Origin of the sequence: Hungatella hominis (assembly GCF_014288005.1) — a bacterium.
GTDB lineage: Bacteria > Bacillota > Clostridia > Lachnospirales > Lachnospiraceae > Hungatella > Hungatella effluvii.
Genome location: NZ_JACOPB010000027.1, coordinates 36816 through 54619, shown reverse-complemented (window position 1 = coordinate 54619; position 17804 = coordinate 36816). Strand labels below are relative to the sequence as shown.

General features: G+C 47.0%; 17 protein-coding genes and 1 tRNA gene. 3 read left to right on the top strand and 15 right to left on the bottom strand.

The annotated features are described in order from the left end of the window. The 5 genes from H8S75_RS30135 to H8S75_RS30115 all read right to left on the bottom strand — a co-directional run. Positions 1–635: sensor histidine kinase (locus H8S75_RS30135; protein ID WP_279288747.1), on the bottom strand; the 635-nt coding region annotated here is incomplete at its 3' end. Beyond that, complete coding sequence (gene vanR, locus H8S75_RS30130) at positions 622–1329, bottom strand: VanR-ABDEGLN family response regulator transcription factor (protein ID WP_187024654.1); 708 nt, start codon at positions 1327–1329, stop codon at positions 622–624. The genes vanR and H8S75_RS30135, both read right to left, overlap by 14 nt. Positions 1330–1561: 232 nt before the next feature. Next, on the bottom strand, positions 1562–2143 hold the full coding sequence (locus H8S75_RS30125) for an IbrB-like domain-containing protein (RefSeq protein ID WP_187024653.1): 582 nt from the start codon (positions 2141–2143) through the stop codon (positions 1562–1564). After that, positions 2133–3458, bottom strand: coding sequence for a phosphoadenosine phosphosulfate reductase (locus tag H8S75_RS30120; protein WP_025531406.1), 1326 nt, complete (start codon positions 3456–3458; stop codon positions 2133–2135). Before H8S75_RS30120 ends, H8S75_RS30125 begins: the two co-directional genes overlap by 11 nt. Before the next feature lie 115 nt (positions 3459–3573). Continuing rightward, entirely contained in the window at positions 3574–3780 is a 207-nt protein-coding gene (locus H8S75_RS30115) for a hypothetical protein (RefSeq protein WP_187024652.1), read from the bottom strand. 65 nt (positions 3781–3845) lie between these two features. On the opposite strand from H8S75_RS30115, the gene H8S75_RS30110 reads away from it, so the two are divergent. Together H8S75_RS30110 and H8S75_RS30105 are read left to right on the top strand one after the other, a co-directional pair. Continuing rightward, positions 3846–4877 (top strand): threonine aldolase family protein, encoded by a 1032-nt coding sequence (locus H8S75_RS30110; protein ID WP_187024651.1) that lies wholly within the window; start codon positions 3846–3848, stop codon positions 4875–4877. Between the two features lie 67 nt (positions 4878–4944). Further along, positions 4945–6387, top strand: a complete 1443-nt coding sequence (locus tag H8S75_RS30105) for a phospholipase D family protein (protein WP_187024650.1) — start codon at positions 4945–4947, stop codon at positions 6385–6387. 85 nt (positions 6388–6472) lie between these two features. Here the strand turns inward: H8S75_RS30105 and H8S75_RS30100 are convergent, their stop codons facing one another. From H8S75_RS30100 to H8S75_RS30055, 10 genes are all read right to left on the bottom strand, one after another. Next, positions 6473–7774, bottom strand: coding sequence for a S41 family peptidase (locus H8S75_RS30100; RefSeq protein WP_187024649.1), 1302 nt, complete (start codon positions 7772–7774; stop codon positions 6473–6475). A gap of 23 nt (positions 7775–7797) precedes the next feature. Beyond that, positions 7798–9000, bottom strand: coding sequence for a murein hydrolase activator EnvC family protein (locus tag H8S75_RS30095; protein WP_187024648.1), 1203 nt, complete (start codon positions 8998–9000; stop codon positions 7798–7800). A 12-nt stretch (positions 9001–9012) separates the two neighbouring features. Beyond that, positions 9013–9924: a permease-like cell division protein FtsX gene (gene ftsX / locus H8S75_RS30090; RefSeq protein WP_055654328.1), complete on the bottom strand. Its 912-nt coding sequence runs from the start codon at positions 9922–9924 to the stop codon at positions 9013–9015. Further along, positions 9914–10600 (bottom strand): cell division ATP-binding protein FtsE, encoded by a 687-nt coding sequence (ftsE, locus tag H8S75_RS30085; RefSeq protein ID WP_002602300.1) that lies wholly within the window; start codon positions 10598–10600, stop codon positions 9914–9916. The genes ftsX and ftsE overlap by 11 nt, the downstream gene beginning before the upstream one ends. A 211-nt stretch (positions 10601–10811) precedes the next feature. Further along, the gene (locus H8S75_RS30080) at positions 10812–11900 is read right to left on the bottom strand and encodes a PucR family transcriptional regulator (RefSeq protein WP_002602299.1); all 1089 of its coding nucleotides are present in this window, start codon (positions 11898–11900) and stop codon (positions 10812–10814) included. Between the two features lie 103 nt (positions 11901–12003). After that, the gene (locus H8S75_RS30075; RefSeq protein ID WP_187024647.1) at positions 12004–13116 is read right to left on the bottom strand and encodes an ABC transporter ATP-binding protein; all 1113 of its coding nucleotides are present in this window, start codon (positions 13114–13116) and stop codon (positions 12004–12006) included. Between the two features lie 334 nt (positions 13117–13450). After that, positions 13451–14035, bottom strand: a complete 585-nt coding sequence (locus H8S75_RS30070; RefSeq protein ID WP_002602297.1) for a class I SAM-dependent methyltransferase — start codon at positions 14033–14035, stop codon at positions 13451–13453. A 28-nt stretch (positions 14036–14063) separates the two neighbouring features. Then, positions 14064–14903 (bottom strand): CvfB family protein, encoded by an 840-nt coding sequence (locus tag H8S75_RS30065; RefSeq protein ID WP_187024646.1) that lies wholly within the window; start codon positions 14901–14903, stop codon positions 14064–14066. Continuing rightward, positions 14900–15631, bottom strand: a complete 732-nt coding sequence (locus H8S75_RS30060; protein ID WP_002602295.1) for an acyl-[acyl-carrier-protein] thioesterase — start codon at positions 15629–15631, stop codon at positions 14900–14902. Before H8S75_RS30060 ends, H8S75_RS30065 begins: the two co-directional genes overlap by 4 nt. A gap of 199 nt (positions 15632–15830) precedes the next feature. Next, a tRNA-Gln gene (locus H8S75_RS30055) sits at positions 15831–15902 on the bottom strand. Positions 15903–16100: 198 nt separating this feature from the next. Between H8S75_RS30055 and H8S75_RS30050 the strand changes: the two genes are divergently transcribed. Continuing rightward, on the top strand, positions 16101–17789 hold the full coding sequence (locus H8S75_RS30050) for a methyl-accepting chemotaxis protein (protein ID WP_187024645.1): 1689 nt from the start codon (positions 16101–16103) through the stop codon (positions 17787–17789). Positions 17790–17804: the final 15 nt, after the last annotated feature.

Below are 17804 nucleotides of genomic sequence, written 5' to 3'. Positions count from 1 at the left end.
TCAAAAAACTCATTAACCAGAGTCCTGAGCCGGTTCGCCTTTTCCCATGCAGTGTGGATATATTTTGCTTTCTCCTCATCGGGCATATCCGGTGTTTCATCCAAAAGGCTGAGATATCCGATTACAGAAGTCAGTGGGGTCTTAATATCATGAGCAAGATATACCACAAGATCATTCTTCTGCTGCTCTGCCCTCTTGGCCTTATCCGCCCGTTCTGCAAGCGTCCGCTTTACATCAGACAGTTTTTGCTCCACACTCTCCAATTCCGGAGACAGAGAAATGGCTGCCCTTTCTTCCATAAGCTTGTCAATCCCTGTTACTACCTCATCAAAATATCTCTTATATGTATCCAACAGCATATGGAACAACAAAAAAACAAATATGATTATGACCAACGCAAGAATAAACTGCATATTAGCAGTCACCATCTGGAAATATATCAGATCAGCTTCATTCTCACTGATTGAAAGAATGCGTGCAATCCACTCAACAATCGCATCTGCCAGGTGTCCGCGTGTCAGCATCCGCAGTGCAAAGACTGCTGCTGCTGCTCCCACTGTAATCCATAATCCTCGGATAAACGTAATACGGCCGAGCTTTGAATAGTTGTACTCTGCTTTTTTAAATTTCACCAATTTTATAGCCAACCCCCCATACCGTTTTTATATATCTGGGGTTTTCCCCGGTATCCTTCATCTTCTCACGAAGATGGCGGATATGTACAGTAATCGTATTGTTACTCTTGGTATAGTATTCTTCCTGCCAGATTTCATGAAATAATTCTTCGGCACTGACAACACTACATTTTCGCTCTAAAAGAATCCTTAGTATGGAAAATTCTGTAGGAGTCAATGACAGCGTCTCTCCGTTAAGCCGACATTCATACGTCTTAATGTTCATCGTCAATCCGGCATATTTAAAGATTTCATTCGCTGCCGGAACCGCTGTGCCCACATTGTATTTCTTGTAACGGCGAAGCTGAGCCTTTACCCTTGCTACAAGCTCAAGAGGCAGAAACGGTTTTGTAATATAATCATCTGCACCAAGCGTAAGCCCGGTAATTTTGTCCGTCTCTCCATCCTTTGCAGTAAGCATGATAACCGGATATGTGTACTCCTTACTTCGTATAGACTGACATATCGAAAGCCCACTGATATCCGGAAGCATGATGTCCAATATAGCCAGGTCAAAGTCCGTACTCCCAATACAGACAAGGGCTTCCTCCCCTGAATAAAACTTATATACATCCATATTTTCATTTTGAAGATATACTTCAATCAGATCCGCAATTTCCTTCTCATCATCAACAATAAGTATTTTTTCAAGCAAAGCATGACACTCCTTTCAGTTTAAATCATATATATTATATCGAATTTGTGGCACCAATGTGTTTATATATATTGGATAAATAATTAATTATTTCCTAAGATAGACATAAATACCATTTAAATCTCATGTAAGAGAAAAAGAAAAAGACGGCCTGAAAATTAATTCAAAACCGTCTGTGGAGTTTGAATGGTTAAAACTCATATCCAGTTTTTTGCCAATGCTATCATTCTATTCACTGGTAATCTGTATCTGTTTTCCCACTGCCAGAGGGCTCTTCACCTGGAACCGAATCCTCCACGGGCCGCCATGCCTGTCCAAACTTCACATCGCGGAACAGGGCAGCCAGGCCAGTAATCTGTTTGAGCCTCAAAATCTCATCCCGGTCCATCCCCAGGTGTTTGGAAATCCATGCATCGGAACGTCCTAACTCGTGCAGCTCCTTAATGATATTACTCATTAAGTCCACATCATGTGTTCCACGGGCGCGGTTATGACGGATGGTGCTGGCCATACGGTCGGACAGCGGTTTGTCGATTATCGAAACCGGCATCATCCCCTTCTCACGCTCATAAATATCCGGGTAATCCCGCATTACCCGCCAACGATGAAAACCATCTACAATCACATATTTATCATTGCTTTTTACATAATAACAGACGATCGGCATAGTATAACCGTCCAACCTGATGCTGTTGTACAGCAGCTGCATTTCCGGCGGAGCCACGTTGTTCGGGTTATAGGTATTGGGTACAATCTTTTCAAATGGTACCGCAATGATGCTGTATACTGGGCTTCTGAATTCCTTATTTACCATTTATCATCCCTCCGTACTTGTATTTAATAATATCCACACGTTTTTGTTCCTGCCTCGTAAGCCCAAATCCCATAAATCGACAGGTATGGTCATTTTTCAAAATACAGTAACACATTCGTTTCCAGCTTGGTATATCTTTCGTGCTTTTGATATCATCGGTATGATCGGGAATCGGTCCAAGAAAAATAATACGGGAATTTTTGTTAATTGTATAGTTAGAGATACCATTTCTCCGAATGTGGTATCCCTTTTCCAGAAGCTCAAGGATTGTTTCCTCCGGTAATCCACCTCCGGTCTCATGCCAGAAATGGATGGAAGTATTAAACTTTTTCACATAATTATTCCGCAGTCGGGCAGGCAATGTATCCAGCAGAAAATGAGTATAAGATTTCCATGTATGATCTTCCGGTAACGTAATACTGCGGTACCCCATCGCTTTTGTCTTTCCATAAATCGCACCAAAATTTGCTCCGCGCACCCGCCCCACCAGTTTCGCCCATATTTCCGGATCGATGACGCGGTATAGATTCAAAGCATCTTTGGAGTAGTCGTTAAAAGGCGATGCTACCCGCATTTGGTCTATTTTTAATCCTGCCTTATAATACAGATCATATAAATTATTGTAATCATAATTGAAGCGATAATTAGCGCACCATACGTCAGAATTTGACCAGTCATATAAAGGTGAAGCACACCATACGTCTTTGAACTGCCTGGAAATCCAGCACTCGTTTTGATATCCGTATTTCTTATTGACAAAACCGCTGTACCGCTGCAAAGATTCATCCGCCCGCAGACCAAGCAGGCAGACCGTACTGCCATTCCCATGCTCCTCCTTGTAAAACCGGCCAAACTGCTTTGCCAAATCTTCCTGATGCATCCGGTAACGATAGTGGGTAAAAGGCTTCGCCAAATTAATGACATAGGGATACTCCGGTATCGGACGCACCCATATATCCTGTTTGGTTTCATCCCAGGGATACCAATACATCTCATAACTACTCAGTGCTGTCCTGGTAGCCATAGGAAGGCAGACCCAATAAAGGTCTATGCCAGATTCGTTTTCCAGTCGCTTAAAAGTGCGGGTAATATAGTCCGTAGTCACGGTATACTGCGCCTCAAAATCCTGATGAAATACGCCAATCACGCGATCTGAAGCATACTTATTCCGGTAATCCAGCAGCAAATTCAAAAGAACACCACTATCCTTGCCGCCGCTGAATGAGATATAAATATTTTTAAATTCCTGAAATAAAAACGCAAATCTCTTCTGCAGTGCATCGAATACATTCATATTAATGTATTCTTTTCTCATGTCTCTAATAAACTCCTTATCTTTCGTGTATAAAACGTACAATAGCGCCTGTTGGGCCGCCATATATCCTTCTAACGTCTCCAGACTATGACTGCCACTATCATTTTGTCTTGTCTCATTTATCATGTACCTTACTAAAATAATAATATGGAGGGCAGAAAAATTCAACATAATATGTACTCAATTTGTGAATAATTTGATGGATGTGGTGCTGCCCTGATGCCGGTTCGGCAGTTAAGGAGTTCTCAAGCCCCATACTTCCTTCCACAAACGCTACGATCGCGTCCACCTTCTCAGCCCCCCTCCACTTTTCCTCTCCCACCTTGCAATTCCCCCTCATTTGGTATATGATTAGTCTCAGACTATCAGATACAGGGAGGACTGTTTATGTACAGTTTTAACAACGATTACAGTGAAGGCGCTCATCCAAAGATCCTGGAAGTGATGATGAACTGCAACTTAGCACAGAACGGCGGATACGGACTCGATATTCACTGCGAAAATGCGCGCCGCTTAATAAAAGAAGAGATTGGACGAAACGATGCGGATGTCCATTTTATTACCGGCGGAACCCAGACGAACTTAATTACCATCGCCGCCGCGCTTCGCCCGTGGCAGGCTGTTATCGCCACAGACAAGGGCCATATCAATGTCCACGAAACAGGAGCCATCGAGGCTACCGGCCATAAAGTTCTGGCCATGCCGTCTAAGGATGGCAAATTAACCCCGGCAGACGTTTTAAAGGCGCTGGATGCGCATACCGATGAGCACATGGTTCAGCCTAAGATGGTCTATATCTCCAACTCCACGGAGATCGGAACCCAGTATTCAAAAGCCGATTTAGAGGCCCTGCACCATATCTGCCGCCAGAATGATCTCTATCTTTTCCTGGATGGAGCCCGCATGGGAGCGGCACTCACAAGCCCGGTCAATGACCTGACCCTTCGTGATATTGCAGAGCTGGTGGATGTATTTTACATAGGCGGCACCAAGGCCGGCGCACTGTTCGGCGAGGCGCTCATCATCTGCAGAGACGAATTAAAGCCGGATTACCGCTTCATGATCAAACAGCGCGGCGCCATGATGGCGAAAGGATGGCTTCTGGGAATCCAGTTCGAAGAACTGTTCCAGAACCATTTATTCTACGACATGGCGGCACATTCCAACGATATGGCGGCCATCTTGAGAAAAGGGATTGAACAGTGCGGTTACTCCTTTCTCTCGGAATCCATGACAAACCAGCTGTTCCCCATCCTTCCGGATGCGGTCATCGAAGCCTTAAGCGCGGATTTTCTCTTTTCCATTCAGGAACGCGGCACCAACGGATCCAGTGCGATCCGTCTCGTCACTTCCTGGGCCACGAGAGAAGACGCCTGTCACGCCTTCGTCGCAGCCCTTCAAAACTGCAAAATTAAATAATTACATATAAGGACACTACGGATTACAGTATTAGTGTCCTTTACCTGTAAAAAAGGATTGATATGATATGAAACGGCGTATTTTCGTCATCCTGAGATGGGCTCTGCTGCTCTATCTGCTTTACCTGGCGGCAGGGGCCCTGCTTCCCTTCGTACATACAAAGAAAACGGGAGAAGAATTTAAAAATAACTTTGAACCAGCCTCTTTTTATTCGGAGACAGAAAGTGTTGACAGGGCCCGCGTCGTAGAGACCAGCATGGATGCCCTGGAAAGCCGAGTTTTAATGATCCATCAGGCGGAGAAACGCATCGTGCTCTCCACCTTCGATATCCGGGACGGCTCCAGCTGCCGGGATATCTTCTCTTCCCTGCTGGAGGCTGCGGACCGTGGCGTAAAGGTCCAGATTCTGGTAGACGGATTGTACGGAACCCTTCATATGCAGGGAAACCCGATCTTCTACGCGGCAGGGACCAATCCGAACATTGAGATAAAATTTTATAATATTCCCAACCCGCTGAAGCCGTGGACCATCAACGGGCGCATGCATGACAAATATCTGCTTATTGACGATAAGCTCCTGCTGCTGGGCGGCCGCAACACCTTTGATTACTTCCTTGGAGAGTATAATCTGCGCAATCTAAGCTATGACCGTGACGTGATGATCTATAACACGAAGCATGGCCAGGAGGAGGCATGGTCCTCCAGCGTTCTGTCGGAAGCATACGAATATTTCGAAGCGATGTGGCAGTCCGGGTACTGCAAAACTGTGTTTAACGCCCCCTCCGCATCCATGAAGAAGAAACTGCCTGCTGCAAGGGCGGAGCTGGCCGAGTATTACCAAACCCTGAAAGAAGCCATGCCGGAGCTGGTTCTGGCCGGTCACGACTACGGACCGGAGACCGTGGCAATCAACAAGGCCACCCTGATCTCCAATCCCACCCACATTCTTGCCAAGGAGCCCTGGGTCTGGTATCAGGTCCAGTACCTGATGGCGCATGCGGAGAAACAGGCTTATATCCACACTCCATACGCTGTCTTCAGCAAAGACATGTATAAAGGAATGAAGGAAATCACCGATTCCGTACCGGAGGTCACCATGCTTTTAAACGCGACTTCCGTAGGCGACAATTTTATGGCCTCCTCCGATTACACGAGAAACCGCGGAAAAATACTGGATACAGGAGTTTCACTCCGTGAATATTTCGGAGATCACTCTTCCCACGGAAAATCGATCCTGGTGGACGACCGTCTCTCTATCGTGGGGTCCTATAACCTGGATATGAGAAGCACCTATGTGGATACGGAGACCATGCTGGTCATCGACGGAGAAGCGTTCAACCAACAGCTTAAGGCCTGCATCGACAATCTGGAAGCCGATTCCCTGGTGGTGCGGGCAGACGGCTCCTATGTCCCTGACCCGGACGTTCCGGTGATACCGGTCCCTGCGAAAAAGAAATGGATCTTTGCCGTTACCTCCCGTCTCTTCCAGCTGTTCCGCTACTTAATATAAGAAGACGAAGAAAAAAGGATCAGAATCCGGGGCTTTCATGCCTTCGATTCTAATCCTTTTTTGCCTTCCCATATTTCGGAACCAGTTATTTATCCAGCGCCTTCAGGGCCGCCTGAATCTGGTTATCTTCCTTCACATCCACCGTAATCTGATTCTTTAACTCTTCTTTCAGCTCCACTTCCACGTCCGGTTCGATTCCCTTACCGTGTAAATCGAAGCCTGACGGTGTATAGTAGTGAGCCGTAGTCATCTTGATGGCAGTTCCATTGTCCAGAGGAATCAGATTCTGCACGATCCCCTTGCCAAATGTCTTTGTTCCCACAACTGTCGCCCTGCCGTAATCCTTCATGGCTCCCGTAAATACCTCGGAGGCGCTGGCAGACTCTCCATTGACCAGAACAGCCATCGCAATATCGAGAGAATGACCGTCGGAGGCGTATTCCTGCCCTCCCTTGCCATTCTTATCGGCCATATACACAAGCAGCGTCGCTTCCGTGTTGGTACGCACCAGATTCTTATCACCCTCGATAATCAAATCATCCGGAAGGATATAATCCAGCATACCCACCACAGTATCCAAAACGCCGCCCGGGTTGTTCCTTAAATCAACCAGGAGCTTCTTCATGCCCTGTTTCTCCAGATCATCGACCGCGGCCTTAAACTGATCGGCTGTCACTACATCGAACTGGCTCACCGCAATATACCCCACATGGTCTTCCAGCATCTGGTATTCCACCGTCTGTACCGTGACATTGCGGCGTTCCATCTTCAAATCGACGTATTCGCCCTCATCCTGCCGGAAGACAGTGAGAGCCACTTCGGAGCCGTCTTTTCCCTTGATATAATCCTTTACCAGAATATCCATATCCATTCCGGTAACTTCCATGTCGCCTACCTTATAGAGAACATCGCCCGGCCTCATGCCTGCTTCCGCCGCCGGAGTATCCTTAAATACCTTGATCACTGTAATAATTCCGGTGCTTCTGTTCTGGCTGATCATGACACCGATTCCATGATACTCGCCTTCCGTATCCTCGCTTAACTTCTGGTATTCCTCAGCGGTGTAATACGTCGTATACGGATCGTTTAAGCCGTACATCATGCCCTTGTAGATCCAGTCTTCCACCTTCGTGGTATCTTCATCGAAGAGATAATATTTATCTATAATCTGTTGAAGCGTAGTGATCTTCTTCGTAATCCGGTTTAAATCCAGCGAACCGTCCTGGTTTTCCGCCTGATTTGATTCGGCCGCCTGCTGTGGCCCGTCGATCGCGGTTCTCCCAATCAGAAATATTCCGAGGGACATGCCCACGATGATCAGTCCTGCAAATGCTGTCAGAAGTGCGCCGACCAGGGCGCCTTTCCAAAATTTATTTTTGTTTTCCAATGTTATTCTCCTTGTCTTTCGGGTTATGGACTTACATAGTTTATGGGATTAACGTAACTTCCATTCACCCGGATGCCAAAATGAAGGTGGGGGCCGGTAGAATAACCTGTTGAGCCCACCTTAGCAATTACCTGCCCCTGTGTCACCTCCTGCCCTGCAGAAACGAGAAGTTCCGAACAGTGCATGTAAACGGTGGAGACACCTCCTCCATGATTGATCATGATATAGTTGCCGGCAGAATAACTGTATGTAGATATGGTTACGGTACCTGAAGCCGCCGCCAGAATGCTGCTGCCCGTGGATGCGCCGATATCAATGCCCTGATGGCTGGACGAGGCGCCTTCCGTCGGAGATTCCCGGTCTCCAAACGAGGAGGTGATCCTGCTGCTGGCCGGACATGGCCATATGAAGTTAATATTCCCAATACTAACGGTATTATACTTCTTCCCTGCCTCTAATGCGGCCTTCTTCGCTTCCTCTTCTTTTCGTTTGAGTTCAGCCTCAATAGCCTTAATTTTATCTTCCTGCGCAGCGATGTCTTTTTCTAAATCAGAGAGATTTCCCTCGCTGGCTGCGATCTTACTGTTATAGGATTTCAGTTCCGCTGTCTTTTCATTCATCAGACGCTCAGCGTCCTTCTGCTTTTCTTCCGTATTAGTCTTAAGCGTTACCAGCTCCTCATGTTCTGCCTTTAGGTCTGCCTCTCTGGCAGCCACCTCTTCACTGGCCGCTTCATACTGATCCAGCATTTTTCTATCATATGCCGCAATCTGACTGATATATTCCGCACGATTAAAAAGCTGGGTGAGATCGGCCGACTTAAACAACAAGTCTAAATAACTGGTCTCACCCTTTTCATACATATATTGGATTCTAAGCTTCATGCTTTCATACTGACGTCTCTCGTCTTCCTTCGAGGCGGCCAGCTCTGCCTCCGCCTCCTCGATCTCCGCTTCCTTTGCCGCAACGCGGGAATTAAGGGCGGTCACCTGCTTGTTTAAGGAATTCAGTTCCGCATCCAATTGATTTACATAAGATGCGGTGTCAGATTTCAACACTTCCAGTTTTTCAATCGTCTTCTCTATTTCTTTCTTTTCGTTTTCCAGATTTGACTTGCTCTCTCTGGCCGCATCTACATCAGTCTTTGTACCATAGGAAGGAAATATACAGGATACGGTAAGGACTGCGGTCATGACGGCCGCCTCTATCCGTTTTCTGTATTTCATATGCAGTTCCCCTTATACCTTTAAATGTTTACGAATTGTAAAGAAACTTACAAAAAATCCGATTCCGACGCCCAGCGCCAGCGCGGTTCCCGCCATATACGGGAATATCTGCTCAACCGGCAGAAACTGGAACAGGCCGGACAGGATGCTGAACTTCTCCACCACATATCCCACCGCGTTCCGGTAAAGATAATAGATGGCGACGAGGGGAATCAAAGCTCCGAAGATTCCCAAAAGCACCCCTTCTACTACAAACGGCGCACGAATCATATAGTTCGTGGCTCCGATTAATTTCATAATTTCGTTCTCATGCTTCCGGAATGCAGCCGCAACCGAGATCGTATTGCTGATCAGGAAAATGGCAACCGCCAGGAGAACACCGATAATCATCACGGACAGAACGCCAATTACCTTATTGATGCTGGTAATTCCTTCCGCCGCGGTGCTGGAATAGTTCACCCTTCTGATAATGTCCTGACTCTTCAGCCAGGCAACAAATTCTTCCTGATTTTCCAGATCATTCAGGAAAATATCGTAAGAAGCAGAGTTGGCAAGCGGATTGTCGTCACGGAAGCCTTCCGCCAAATCCATCTTATCCTCTCCGAAATAATCACCTTTTATCTCTTCCCATGCTTCCTCGGCCGACTTGAACTTGATCTCTTTTACTTCCGGTCTCGCTTTCAAAGTCTCGCCGAACTGGGCAATTGTCTCATCCGTTGTACCTTCATTAAAAAATACGGTGATTCCCACCGTGCTTTCCGTATTCTTAACCACATACTGCACATTGACTACGATGGAAAAGAACAGGCAAAACAAAAAAATACACGCAGAAATCGTCGCGATCGAAGCAAGCGAAAACAGAATATTTCTGCATATATTATTTACGCCCTGTTTCAGGCAATACCAAAATGTACTAATCCTCATGTGTATATCCGCCCTTTTTCTCGTCGCTTACGATGGTTCCACGATCCATGGTGATAACCCGCCTCTTCATGCGGTCTACGATTTCATGGCTGTGGGTAACTACGATTACCGTGGTCCCTCTTTTGTTGATCTCATCTAACAGCTTCATGATCTCCATAGAGTTGTGGCCATCTAAATTGCCCGTAGGCTCGTCGGCTAAAAGTATCTCCGGGCGGTTAATCAGTGCCCTTGCAATCGCAACTCGCTGCTGTTCGCCTCCTGACAGCTGCTGCGGATAAAATTTGTATTTCGATGAGAGTCCCACCATGGTCAGCATGGTTGGAACCGATTCTCTGATGCTCCTTGCGGAAGCGCCGATGACACGCTGCGCAAATGCCACATTCTCATAGACATTGCGGTCCTTTAACAGCCGGAAGTCCTGGAATATCATGCCCAGCCTCCTGCGGTATTTTGGAATGTAGCGCCTGGGCATCTTCCCTAGGTTCATATCGTTAACAATAATTTTGCCGGACGTCGGTTCCACCTCTTTTAAAAGAAGCTTTAAAAGCGTAGATTTTCCAGAGCCGCTCCGGCCGATGATGAAAACGAACTCCCCGTCCTCAACTGTGATGTTGATGTTACGCAGAGCCTTGTTTCCGGTTTCGTATGTTTTATTTACATTCCACAGTTCGATCATCTTTATCCTCTGAAGTCTTTTAATTTCCTTTGTCGCGACTCACTCCCCCGCAGTGCAAACCTCGATTCCGCTTCGCTTCATACCCGATGAAGCGGGGCACGCTGTCTCGGTTTCCGGGCTTCGCCCTATGAAAAGAGCCAGCAAGAAATCCGCTTTTGTGCCAGCACAACGCTGATTTCTTACTGTCTCTTTTCGCACTGCTCATGCCTCACTAATAGTCCTGGTTCTCCATGTACTTCATGTACTTGACGACCATTAGGGCTATCTTGAACGTAATTGCATCCTCAAATACTCTCAAATCAAGCCCTGTGCTCTTCTGTAACTTATCCAGCCTGTATACAAGCGTATTTCTGTGAATGTATAACTGTCTCGATGTCTCGGATACGTTTAAGCTGTTCTCGAAGAACTTGTTGATCGTGGTGAGTGTCTCTTCGTCGAACTCGTCAGGGGATTTGCCGTCGAAGATTTCTTTGATGAACATACGGCATAACGGAAGCGGAAGCTGATAGATCAGTCGTCCGATACCCAGTTTGCTGTATGCGACTACATTCTTGTTGCTGTAGAAAATCTTGCCTACATCCATCGCCATCTTGGCTTCCTTGTAGGATCTGGATACTTCCTTGATTTCTCCGACGATCGTACCGAAGGCTACATGAACCTGGGTCATGGCTTCTGTGTTCAGCATATCCAGAATGGTGTTTGCCGTCTTCTCCAGTTCCTCATACGTCTCACCGTCCCGAACTTCCTTGACCAGGATGATGTTCTTCTCATCTACCGCAGTAACAAAATCCTTCGTCTTGGCAGCAAATAAGTTGCGGACTGTCTCTAATGCGTTGACATCCTTCTCGTGCTGTGTCTCAATGATAAATACGACACGCTTGATGTTTGTCTCAATATGAAGCTTCTTGGCGCGGTTGTAGATATCCACCAGAAGCAGGTTGTCCAGAAGCAGATTCTTAATGAAGTTATCCTTATCAAAACGCTCCTTATAAGCAACCAGAAGACTCTGAATCTGGAAGGCGGCAAGTTTGCCAACCATATATACGTCGTCACTGCCTCCCTTGGCAAGAAGAATATATTCTAACTGGTGCTCATCAAAAACCTTGAAAAACTGGTATCCCTGAATTACCTGGCTGTCAGCCGGAGAATCCACAAATGCCAGGATAGAACTCTCATAGTCTTCTGCGTCAGGAAATGTTGTTGCCAATACCTTTCCTTCCGTATCACAAATGCATAAATCAATTCTCGTAATTCCTTTTAATCCTTCAATTGTCGTTTGAAGTATTTGATTCGAAATCATGGCACACTCTCCTTATCGTAAATTTTCCCTTATTCTATATTAAAGCAAAAACTAAAAAAAAGCAAGCGAGTATAGCACTCGCCTGCTTAAATTTTCATAAAATTTAGTTTAAGACTACCAGTTCTGTGTCCTTATCGAATACATGGATCTTTGTTAAGTCAAGAGCAAGCTTCACGGTATCGCCAGGTCTTGCTGTTGTACGAGGATTCACTCTTGCGGTAAAGTTTGCATCGTCAACATCGAAGTATAAGTAAACTTCAGCACCTAAGAGCTCGTAAACTCTGATGGTTGCATCGATAATACTGTTCGGAGAAGATGCAAGGAAAGCTTCTTCGTCATGTAAATCTTCCGGACGGATACCTAAAACAACAGTCTTGCCAATATATCCAGCGCCCTCTAACTTCTTCGCTTTTCCTTCTGGAAGTGCGATGGTGTGTCCGCCGAATGTAAGAGTAACGTCGCTTCCGCTCTTTGCAACGGTTGCTTCGATTAAGTTCATCTGAGGAGCTCCGATAAATCCGGCAACGAATTTATTGCCTGGCTTGTCGTATAAGTTCTGAGGAGAATCAACCTGCTGAACAACGCCGTCCTTCATAACTACGATTCTGGTACCAAGTGTCATAGCCTCTGTCTGGTCATGTGTAACGTAGATGATGGTTGCCTGCAGTCTCTGATGTAATTTGGAGATCTCAATACGCATCTGGCCTCTCAGCTTTGCATCCAGGTTGGATAACGGTTCGTCCATTAAGAAGACTTTAGGATTACGTACGATAGCACGTCCCATAGCAACTCGCTGTCTCTGTCCACCGGATAATGCCTTCGGCTTTCTGTCTAATAAATGCTCAAGGTCAAGGATTCTTGCTGCTTCATGAACCAGCTTGTCGATCTCGTCCTTTGGTGTCTTTCTCAGTTTCAGACCGAATGCCATGTTATCGTAAACGGTCATATGTGGATACAGAGCGTAGTTCTGGAATACCATTGCGATATCTCTGTCCTTCGGCTCAACGTCGTTCATTAATTTGCCATCGATGTAAAGTTCACCGGAAGAAATATCTTCCAGACCAGCGATCATACGAAGGGTTGTGGACTTACCACATCCGGAAGGTCCTACGAAAATGACAAACTCTCTGTCTGCAATCTCCAGATTGAAATCCTTTACAGCTTCGAATCCGTTCGGATATTTCTTTGTGATGTTCTTCAATGATAAACTAGCCATCGCTTAATCCTCCTAATTTTGAATAAAAATATGTGTTTGTTTTTTCCTCGGACCCCGCAGCCCCTTGTGCTGCCGTCCTTTTCATTTCCTGACATTATCATACATGAATGGCCTTATCTTTACCATATGGCATTTAACCAAAATCCAAATCTGCCTTTTGGCTAATTTGTATATTCAATAAAAAAAATGACTGAAACGCCAAAATATAGAAAGATCCGGCTGGGCATTTCTGTCTAATATCTCTAACCTGTGGTATCTCCATGCCGGATTTGGGCGGAAACGACAAAACAGCGCCGAATTTCTTCGCGCTGTCTTGTTAATATTTTCGTAAGATTTACTGTTTTCTGACCAGGACATTCAGCCACCGTGTGTCAGAATGACCAGAGCGGACATCCTCGGTTTCCCAGATCTTTACCACGTCAAACCGATCGTTGTCTTTCAGTACTTCCTCCATGGCATCCTCTGTGTAATCACAGAAATACCGCTCTCCCCGGAAGCCCTCAAAGTCTCCCAGCTTAAAGGACATATAAAGAATTCCGCTGTCTTTCAAGGCCCTTGCTATCTTTTTAAGAATGGCAGACAGTTCCTTTTCCGGAACGTGAAGCAGGGAAGCGCAGGCCCAGATTCCGTCAAACACGCTGTCGAAATCCATCTCCTCAAACGTCATGTTGAGTACTTCCAGCCCTGTGTGAATCTCCGCCAGTTTACACATCTCCTCTGATGCGTCCATGGCTGTCACATCGTATCCCAGTTCGTAGAAAATCAGGCTGTCCCTTCCGGAGCCGCATCCGAGGTCAAGGATGGTATCCCCTTCCTCCAGCAGATTTAGAAACTCCGTTCTTATCTCCGACATATCCTGATCCACTGTCTCTTCGAACACCTTTGCCGCATACTTATTATAATAGTCTATCGAGTCCAAAACAATCCTCCTGTTATTCCTTTCCACTCTATTTCAATATCTCTATGGTTTTCTCGGTAATCTTTACTTTTCCATCTTTTAAAAGATGGCCTACCGCGCGTTTAAACGCGTTCTTGCTCATCTGAAACTCGCGCTTGATTACTTCCGGCGCCGCTTTATCCGTAAATGGAAGCACTCCGCCGAACTGGTCTCCGATTACTTCCAACACCCGCGCCGAATCGTCATCCATCTGTAAGTACGCCTTCTGTCTCGGGCTTAAATCCAGCTTGCCGTCTTCCCGCACCTTGGTAACACGGGCCGAAACCGTATCTCCCTCATGGTAATCGTCAAAAAGCTCCTTCTTCGGAATCAGTCCATAGTACTTATTGTCGACTGCCACAAAGGCCCCCAGAGTCTCATTGATCTCGTAGATCGTTCCAGTCACCTGATCGTCCTTCTTATAAGGCGATTCACTGCTCATGTAAGCGTAAACCCGCATGGTGGCCGCCAGTCTCTGGCTCTTATCCACGTACAGTGCCACCAGAACCGATTCTCCCTGGCGTACCTTATGTGTCTGTTCCCGGAACGGCAGAAGCAAATCCTTCTCCAGTCCCATATCGAGAAACGCTCCGATCTTGGCCACTTCCTTTACCGGAAGCATCGCGGTCTCTCCCACTGAAAGCTTCGGGATTCCCGTGGTTGCAATCAGACGGTCCTCCGAGTCTTTATAAATAAATACGCTGATTTCATCGCCCGGCTTCGCTCCTTCCGGAACCTGTTTCTTCGGAAGCAGCACGGAAGCTTCTGAAGCCACGCCCTCTCCCACATATACACCGAACTCCTTGACCCTCTGTACCGTCAGGGTCTGCACTTTTCCCAGTTCTATCATCTTACATCCTCTCTCGTTTTTCCCCGCAGCCATATCACTGCATAAGCGGCTCCCTGCTCGTCACAGAGAGAAACCGTGTATCCTTCATCCGTCCGGCTGACATGCGGATAAACCACATCGCCGCAGACGGCTGCTTTCTTATATTCCACCCGGAGTTCTCCCACCTCGATTTCAGACGGCAGCACTTCCCTGGCTATCTCCACATACTGGGCGTTGTTCACATGATGATTCGTATCTATGTGGTGTTTTGCGATCGTAACGCACTCCGCTTCCTCATATTCAGCGGGAACGGTGATCTTTCGCGGTGCGTACTCCATCTCCAGGCGCTTCTCGTCGCCTCGGCCGTATCCCCGGATATTCTCTTCCTTCACCTTCACAGGCCGACCCAGCTCCGTGTCAAACAGAAACCATACGGAATTGGCTCTCACCAGGTAATTCCCGGCCGGATCACAGATAGTAAAATTACGGTATCCGTAAAAGCCCTTGAAGTCATAGGGCCATGTACCGATGACCACTTCTTCTCCCAGCGCAGGGTACCGGTCGATCACGATCTGCCAGGAAGAAAGCCACCACGCCTGATGGTGTTCCGTCAGATAGGAAATTCCCAGCCCGATGTCTTCCGACTGAAACGTCGAACAGTCCTGTAAGTAATTCATGATACCTGTAAGAGTCAGTTTACCGTATTCATCCGTCTCACTGTACCGTATCCTGCTGCCAAATGTGTACATACTGCACCTCTCATCAAAATTAAGTAACATTATAAAGCATTTTGTCTGTCTTGTCCAGAAGAAGGAGCAATTCTACTGCAGAAAAAGAAGCAGTTCCTTATGGATTCCTGCTTCTTTTCAAGTTTCTGCAATTTATAAGACGCTATTCTCACAAAATACTGCAAAACCCGCAGGAACTTTCCTGCGGGTTTTATCAAGACTGGGCTACAAGGATTCGAACCTTGAAATGACGGAGTCAGAGTCCGTTGCCTTACCATTTGGCGATAGCCCATTAACACAGCAAGATGTAGTATACACGATGTTTGTCCGATAGTCAAGCACTTTTTTTCACTTCTTTTCATTTTTTTGTTTTAAATTTACTCTATATTATAGTTGTATTTTCTATATTTAATGCTATTCTTATATTATCGGAACTTTTGATAATATTTATATAAATTAAATTACATTTTAAGGGGTAAAGGGGTTACAAATGAAAAATCTGCGTATCAAAACAAAACTTCTTATGCAAACAACCTTTTTGTTGTTGGGCCTGACCGCACTCGGCGTAGTCTCCCTCGTGTTCATGCACCGGATGAATGAGCGCAACACGGCTATCAACGATGACTGGCTGCCTTCCGTTGTCACGGCAGAAGAACTGGACACACTCACCTCCAATTTCCGCATCAGGGAATATGGACACATCATTGCCTGGGAGCCGGAAATCATGGCATTGCGGGAAGAACAGATGGCAGACCTTCTCCTTGAAATCGACGCCAAATTTGCCGAATACGATCAGCTCGGCAGCAGTGATGAGGAAAAACAGCTGCTCGCCTCCGCCAGACTGGCCTGGGCCGATTACCTGCAGCTGCACAACACCGTAGTCGAACTGAGCCGCAGCGGCGAGATGGAACAGGCCATGGTGATCGCGCGGGCCGATTCCCAGAAGCTGTTTGACGAAGCCTCCGAGATTTTCGAGGAGCTGGTCGAATACAGCAAGACAAACGCCCAGAATGCAAGCCACGAAAGCACGCTTCTCTATTCCAGAGCGTGGATGCTTCTGATCTCGATCATTGTACTCCTGATCGCCGCGGGATTTCTGTTATCCCTTGCCACAGTGAAAGCCATCCTTTCCCCTGTCAACGAACTCGACAACGCCGCCGCCCGAATCGCGGATGGCAATTTAAATGAAGTGATCACGTATGACTCGAAAGATGAACTGGGCTCCCTGGCCATAAATTTTAACAAGACAGTATCGCGGCTTAAGGATTATGTGAATTATATTAAGGAAATCTCTGCCGTGCTCAACCAGATTGCAGACGGTGACCTGGCGTTTGAACTGACCTATGACTACGCCGGTGAATTCAGGAAGATCAAAGAGGCACTGGAACATATTTCCGGGTCCCTAAATGGAATTATCGGACAGATCAACCATGCCTCCGATCAGGTTGCAAGCGGTGCGGAACAGGTAGCCACCGGCGCCCAGTCCCTCTCTCAGGGCACCTCCGAGCAGGCGGGTTCCATCGAAGGGCTGGCTGCATTTGTCGGAGACATCTCCGGACAGATCCGGGGCAATGCCTCCAACGCGGAGCAGGCCAGTGAGAAAGCCCGCAGGGTCGGCAATCAGATGTACGCCAGCAATCAGCAGATGCAGCGCATGATCGCCGCCATGGACGAAATCAGCAGCAGCTCCCGGGAGATCGGCAACATCATTGAAACCATTGAATCCATTGCGCTCCAGACGAATATTCTGGCACTCAACGCCTCCGTGGAAGCGGCCAGAGCCGGTGTTGCCGGAAAGGGCTTCACTGTCATTGCAAATGAGGTCAGAAACCTTGCCGGGGATACGGCAGATGCCTCCAAAAACACCTCCGCTCTCATCGAGAGCTCCATGAAGGCGGTGAAAAACGGCGCGGCGATTGCCTCCGAGACAGCCGCCGCCATGATAGAAGCCGTAAACGGTGCCGTGGAGGTAGCCGAGACCGTGGACCTCATCTCCAAAGCCTCCTTAAAGCAGGCGGAGGCCACCTCACAGATCACCATGGGAATCGATCAGATTACCGCCGTAATCCAGAGCAACTCTGCAACCGCCGAGGAGTGTGCCGCGGCCAGTGAAGAGCTGTCCGATCAGGCGATCCTTTTAAACGGACTGGTCGAGCAGTTCCGGCTGAAAGAACGTTGATAATCCGAAAAGAGT

What these genes read in the sequence shown, in the direction of transcription:
- H8S75_RS30125 (WP_187024653.1), bottom strand. Translation starts at nt 2,143, where the DNA reads ATGGTAAATAAGGAATTCAGAAGCCCAGTATACAGCATCATTGCGGTA.
- H8S75_RS30120 (WP_025531406.1), bottom strand. Translation starts at nt 3,458, where the DNA reads ATGAGAAAAGAATACATTAATATGAATGTATTCGATGCACTGCAGAAG.
- H8S75_RS30110 (WP_187024651.1), top strand. Translation starts at nt 3,846, where the DNA reads ATGTACAGTTTTAACAACGATTACAGTGAAGGCGCTCATCCAAAGATC.
- H8S75_RS30105 (WP_187024650.1), top strand. Translation starts at nt 4,945, where the DNA reads ATGAAACGGCGTATTTTCGTCATCCTGAGATGGGCTCTGCTGCTCTAT.
- H8S75_RS30095 (WP_187024648.1), bottom strand. Translation starts at nt 9,000, where the DNA reads ATGAAATACAGAAAACGGATAGAGGCGGCCGTCATGACCGCAGTCCTT.
- ftsX (WP_055654328.1), bottom strand. Translation starts at nt 9,924, where the DNA reads ATGAGGATTAGTACATTTTGGTATTGCCTGAAACAGGGCGTAAATAAT.
- ftsE (WP_002602300.1), bottom strand. Translation starts at nt 10,600, where the DNA reads ATGATCGAACTGTGGAATGTAAATAAAACATACGAAACCGGAAACAAG.
- H8S75_RS30080 (WP_002602299.1), bottom strand. Translation starts at nt 11,900, where the DNA reads ATGATTTCGAATCAAATACTTCAAACGACAATTGAAGGATTAAAAGGA.
- H8S75_RS30075 (WP_187024647.1), bottom strand. Translation starts at nt 13,116, where the DNA reads ATGGCTAGTTTATCATTGAAGAACATCACAAAGAAATATCCGAACGGA.
- H8S75_RS30065 (WP_187024646.1), bottom strand. Translation starts at nt 14,903, where the DNA reads ATGATAGAACTGGGAAAAGTGCAGACCCTGACGGTACAGAGGGTCAAG.
- H8S75_RS30060 (WP_002602295.1), bottom strand. Translation starts at nt 15,631, where the DNA reads ATGTACACATTTGGCAGCAGGATACGGTACAGTGAGACGGATGAATAC.
- H8S75_RS30050 (WP_187024645.1), top strand. Translation starts at nt 16,101, where the DNA reads ATGAAAAATCTGCGTATCAAAACAAAACTTCTTATGCAAACAACCTTT.